Source organism: Corallococcus sp. CA049B, assembly GCF_003611685.1.
Classification (GTDB): Bacteria; Myxococcota; Myxococcia; order Myxococcales; family Myxococcaceae; genus Corallococcus; species Corallococcus coralloides.
In genome coordinates this window covers 1-4,926 of sequence record NZ_RAWC01000363.1, presented here as the reverse complement: position 1 = coordinate 4,926, position 4,926 = coordinate 1, and the positions used below count along the sequence as shown (strand labels likewise).

Annotated in this window: 3 protein-coding genes and 1 pseudogene; all 4 read left to right on the top strand. The window is 72.6% G+C overall.

Annotated features, from left to right (window positions below):
* Window positions 1–307: pseudogene (locus D7W82_RS38435) on the top strand (hypothetical protein); the annotation flags it as partial.
* A 70-nt stretch (window positions 308–377) separates the two neighbouring features.
* The gene (locus D7W82_RS38430) at window positions 378–890 is read left to right on the top strand and encodes an FHA domain-containing protein (RefSeq protein WP_120623006.1); all 513 of its coding nucleotides are present in this window, start codon (window positions 378–380) and stop codon (window positions 888–890) included.
* A 71-nt stretch (window positions 891–961) separates the two neighbouring features.
* A complete protein-coding gene (locus D7W82_RS38425) occupies window positions 962–2,239 on the top strand; it encodes a Stp1/IreP family PP2C-type Ser/Thr phosphatase (protein WP_043323281.1) in 1,278 nt (425 codons plus the stop codon).
* Between the two features lie 111 nt (window positions 2,240–2,350).
* Window positions 2,351–4,926: carboxypeptidase regulatory-like domain-containing protein (locus D7W82_RS38420; RefSeq protein ID WP_120623005.1), on the top strand; the 2,576-nt coding region annotated here is incomplete at its 3' end.

Below are 4,926 nucleotides of genomic sequence, written 5' to 3'. Positions count from 1 at the left end.
CTCCTACTACGAGCACACGGCGCAGGTGGGCTTCGGCTACCGCAACCACCTGCCGGGCAAGGCCCACTGGGGCTTCCAGGTGACGGGCGGCCCCACCTTCTACGGCGCCCACTTCACCACCCAGCCCCCGGACCGCCGCACCGCGGGCACCGTCCAGGGCCGTCTCCAGATTGGCTACCAGCTGCCGCGCGACGTGGGCGTGGGCCTGGCCGTGGGCTACGCGGAGCCCTTCGGCCTGAAGAACCGCAGCTTCGCGCGCGACTTCGTGGGTGGCGTGAACCTCGGATTTTTCGCGGATTGGCGGTAGGGGCGCGGTACACTCCATGAGCGAGAGCGGCCCCGCCTGCCGGTGCGGGTAGGGCGCCGAATCCACGTCCATGGCCGAGCTGCTCAGTGCCCACGTCGCGCGCTACCTGCGCAACCGCGAGGAGTTCGAACGGGGCCTCCCGGCGGGGCTCCTCCTCTTCACGCCTCCCCTGGGCGGGGTGACCCCCTCCGACCTGGAGGATTATCCGGTCCGCACGGTGACGAACGCCGGGCCGCCGACGCTCGGTCAGGACGAACCCGTCGTCTTCCCGCTGCTCAAGTCCCAGGGCAACGCCTTTGGCCGGGGCATCACCGTGGGGCGCACCGGCAACAACGACGTCGTCCTGGATGACGGCAGCGTGTCCCGGTTCCACGCGTGGTTTTCAAGGGACGCAGGGGATACCCGTTTTCTACTGACAGATGCGGGCTCGAAGAACGGCTCGTACGTGGCCGGGGGCCGGCTGTTGGCTCGCAAACCCATGGCGGTGGAGGAGGGGGTGCGGCTGCGCTTCGGTCAGGTGGAGGTCAGCTTCTACACGGCTGGAGGCTTCGCGCGCCTGCTGTCGGTGCGGCTGCAACCCTGAAGCCTTGCCACGTCTTCGGCGGCCTGCGTAACGTGCGGAGTCACCCTCTAGGCACGGATGGAGCGTTCGCGGTGGCCTTGACCACAGAAGCCTTCGGGCTGACCGATGTCGGCCGGAAACGGCAACACAACGAAGACGCGATGATGGTGGACGCGTCGCTCGGCCTGTTCATGGTCGCCGATGGCATGGGCGGACACGCCGCGGGTGAAGTCGCCAGCGCGCGGGCCACGGAGGTCGTCAAGCAGCACATCGCGGCCAACCGGCACCTGCTCAAGGACCTGGCGCAGAACCCCACTGCGGACAGCCGCTCCGCCGCGGCCGCGCTGGTGGAGGTGGCGGTGCAGCGCGCGTGCGCGGACATCTACCGCACGGCGATGACGGACGCCTCCAAGCGCGGCATGGGCACCACGTTCGTGTGCCTGGCCGTGGGCGGCAACAAGGGCGTCATCGGCCACGTGGGCGACAGCCGCGTGTACCTGGTGCGGCACGGGCAGTGCCACCGGCTCACCGAGGACCACACGCTCGTCGCCGCGCAGCTCAAGGCCGGCACCATCACCAAGGAGCAGGCCGCCACCTCGCAGTACCGCAACGTGATTACGCGCGCGGTGGGCATCCAGGAGTCCGTCCAGGTCGACACGCTCATCGTGGACCTGATGCCCGGCGACGTGTTCCTCCTCTGTTCGGACGGCCTGCACGGCTACATCGAGGACGAGGAGATACTGCCCCTGGTCGCGGGGCTGCAGCCCGGGGACCTGCCGCGCAAGCTCGTGGAGATGGCCAACGAGCGCGGCGGCAAGGACAACATCACCGCCGTGGTGGTGAAGGTGGCCGGCGACAGCGCGGCGCTCGCCAGCGAGGAGACGAGCGAGGCGCAGTCGCGCATGGAGGCGCTGCGGAAGATCCCGCTCTTCCGCCACCTCACGTACAAGGAGCAGACGGCGGTGCTGTCCATCGCCACCACGCGCACCTACCCGGCGGGCCGGGAGATTGTCGTGGAGGGGCAGCCGGGCGAGGAGCTCTTCGTCGTCATCCGGGGCCGGGTGGCCATCGAGAAGAACGGCGTGGAGATCGCGGAGCTGCGCTCGGGCGGGCACTTCGGCGAGATGGGGCTCATCGACAACGCGCCCCGCTCCGCCACCGTGCGCGCCACGGAGCCCACGCGGACCATGGTCATCGCCCGCTCCGACTTGATGGGGCTGATGAAGCGCGAGGCCATCCTGGCGGTGAAGATGCTCTGGAGCTTCGTGCAGGTGCTGAGCGACCGGCTGCGCGCCACCAACTCGGAGTTGAGCGAGGCGCGGCAGGAGCTGGCGGTGGCGCAGGCCATCCAACCGTTCGCCGAGGACTGAGGCGGGAACTCCCACGGCCCCCGGGACGTCCTCAAGAGGACGCTCTGGAATTTCCCGGGGGAAACCGTCGTTGGGGGGCCGGCCTGGGAGTAAGGTCCCGGCCGCGTACACATGCGCAAATGGGTCTTCATCGCGGTGGCCGCCGTGCTGGCGCTCGCCGCCATCGTGCTGGGGCCCCGGTGGGGCGCGCCGGCCGCGCGCCCCGTCTCGCCCGTCTCCGCCAGCTCCATCCGCCAGGGGATGCCCGCCTTCAACGCGGTGGCGGTGTCGTCCGGCGCGCAGGAGGGGCTGACGCTCACCGGGCGGGTGCTGGACGGCAACGGCCGGCCGGTGGCGGACGCGGAGGTGTCGCTCGCGGCCTCCGCGGAGCGGACGCTGGCGGACGTGCGCTGCGACGAGTGCGGCCTGGCGCTGCTGGCCTGCACCGCGCACGAGACGGCGCTGCACACGCGGGCCTTCTTCGAACAGCAGCAGGGCTTCCTCACCGCGCGCGCCACGGTGCGCACGGACGCGCAAGGGAGGTTCCGCTTCGAGCACCTGGCGGGCGTGTCCTTCACGGTGTGGGCGCGCTCGGCGGGGCTGGGCGTGGCGCTCAAGGATCGGGCCGCGCCGGGTGAGGCGGTGGAGCTGTACCTGCCGCCCCTGCGGAGCATCACCGGCACGGTGGTGGATGACTCCGGCCAGGCGAGGCCTGGGGCGCGCGTGCGCGCGGTGTCGCGCAAGGTGCCGCTGTCCTTCGAGGCAGTGGCGGGCGCGGGCGGGGCCTTCACGCTGTCGGGACTGGGCGAGGGCCCCTTCTACGTGCTCGCGGACGCGGAGGGCTTCCAGCCCGCGGTGGCGCAGCAGGTGGAGGCGGACTCGCAGCCGCTGCGCCTGAAGCTGACGCCGTCGCGCACGCTGGAGGTGCGCGTGCTGCGCGACGGGGCGCCCGCGGCGGCGACGGTGCGGCTGCGCGGCGACCACCTGACGCGCGAGGAGCACGCGGAGGCGCAGGGTGGGCCGGTGCGCTTCAACGGCCTGTACCCGGACGAGGTGGTGGTGACGGCGGAGACGCCGGGCTTCGGCTCCGCGCCGCGGACGCTCACGCTGTCGCAGCGGGTGACGCAGGTGACGCTGGTGCTGGAGGCCGCGGGCCGGCTGCTCGTCACGATTGTCGACGAGGAGGGCCAGCCGGTGCCCAACCCGCAGCTGCTCCTGCGCACGGTGGCGGGCGACCTCATCCGCCGCGACGCCGTGCCCACCGGGGCCCTGGCGGAGCTGGGGCCGCTGGCGCCGGGCGAGTACGTGCTGGAGGGGCAGGCGGAGGGCTTCACGGCGGCGCAGCTGCCCGCGCGCGTGACGCCGGGCGAGACGCCGCTGGAGCTGGAGCTGGCGAAGGCCACGGTCATCCGCGGGCAGGTCATCGACGAGTACGGCCGGCCCGCGGCGGGCGTGTCCGTGCTGGTGCAGCCCACGGGCGGCGTGGTGAACGCGGGCGAGGACGGCCACTTCACGGCGCAGGTGCCCATGCCGGGGCTCTACACACTGCACGCGCACCACTCCGAGTGGGGTGGCGGCAGCGTGCAGGCGTCAGCGCCCGCGATGGACGTGACGCTGTCGCTGGAGGCGAAGGCGGGCGCGGACGTGACGGTGACCAGCGGCGGCCGGCGAGTCGAGGGCGCGGACGTGACGATGTGGGCGGATCCGGAGAACATCTTCCGCAGCGACCGTCCCTCCGGGCCGGACGGCGTGGTGCCCATGCGGGGCCTGCCGCCGGGCACGTACCAGCTGGTGGCGTCGCATCCGGAGTACCTGCCCTCGAGTCCCCGGTCGGTGACGGTGCAGGACGGAGCGAAGCAGCAGGTGACGGTGGAGCTGGAGGCGGGCGCGCAGCTGACGGGCGACGTGGTGGACGAGGACGGCCAGCCGGTGGTGGGCGCGGCGATGAGCGTGGCGCCGCGCGTGGCGGAGCCGACGCAGACGGACTCGAGCGGCCACTTCGAGTTCCGCGCGCTGCGGCCGGACCGCACCTACGCGGTGGAGGCGCGCCACGCGAGCTACGAGCCGATGGAGCGGCCGCAGGGCAAGCCGGGTGGGCCGCCGGTGCAGGTGAAGATGCGCCGGCGCACGACGTTCCGGGGCCGCGTGGTGGATGACTCGGGCCAGCCGGTGCGCCGCTTCCGGGTGGACGAGCACGACGTGAACAGCCCGGATGGGCGCTTCGAGCTGCCGCTGTCCACGGCGGGGGACCGGCTCATCGTCGCGGTGGACGCGGCGGGGTACGAGCCGCAGGTGGTGGACCGCCCCTCGACGACGCAGGACATGGGCGACGTCGTGCTGGTGAAGGCGCCCTCGGTGTCCGGGCGGGTGCGGGATGCGTCGGGCGGCGCGGTGCCGGACGCGGTGGTGACGTGCGACGTGTGCGACGGGTCGGTGCTGTCCGGGCCGGACGGCAACTTCACGCTGGCGAGTCCGCCCTTCGTACCGCGCTTCACGGTGTCCGCGCGCAAGGGCAAGGTGAGCGGCACGCAGGAGGTGCCGCGAGGCAGCACGGCGCCGGTGGAGCTGACCCTCAAGCCCGCGACGCACCTGACGGGCCGGGTGTACCTGGCGGATGGGAAGCCCGCGGCGGGCGCGCAGGTGGAGGGGCTCAACGCGGACCGCAGCGAGACGGTGTCGCTGATCACCGGCGCGGATGGCAGCTACAG